The 352-nt window shown below is 70.7% G+C and carries 1 protein-coding gene; it reads left to right on the forward strand.

Annotated elements, in window-relative coordinates; all coding sequences use genetic code 11:
• The coding region (locus AC1D34_RS38385) for a beta-barrel domain-containing protein (protein ID WP_476827126.1) at nt 1-352 on the forward strand (352 nt) is incomplete at both ends.

Raw genomic sequence — 352 nt, forward strand, 5'->3', positions numbered from 1 at the left:
CCGTCAGCGACGCCCGCCTCCAGATCATCGCCGTCGACGAGACCGCCCGCACCGAGGCCCAGCGCGAGCTGCGCCAGGTCGAGGCCAAGGTCTCCGAGCTCAGCGACCGGCGGCTCGCCAGCGAGGACCGGCTCTCACGCTCCGAGATCCGCGCCCCGATCGCCGGCATCGTCAACGAATTGACCGTCTTCACCGTCGGCGGCGTCATCACCCCGGCTGCCCGTCTCGCCACCATCGTACCGGGCGAGGCCAAGCTCACCGTCGAGGTCAGGATCGCGCCGACCGATATCGACCAGGTCAGGCCGGGCCAGCCCGCCCGCCTGCGCTTCTCCGCCTTCGCCAAGAATTCGAC

It is taken from the genome of Allobosea sp. P1_A7 (genome assembly GCF_056406775.1).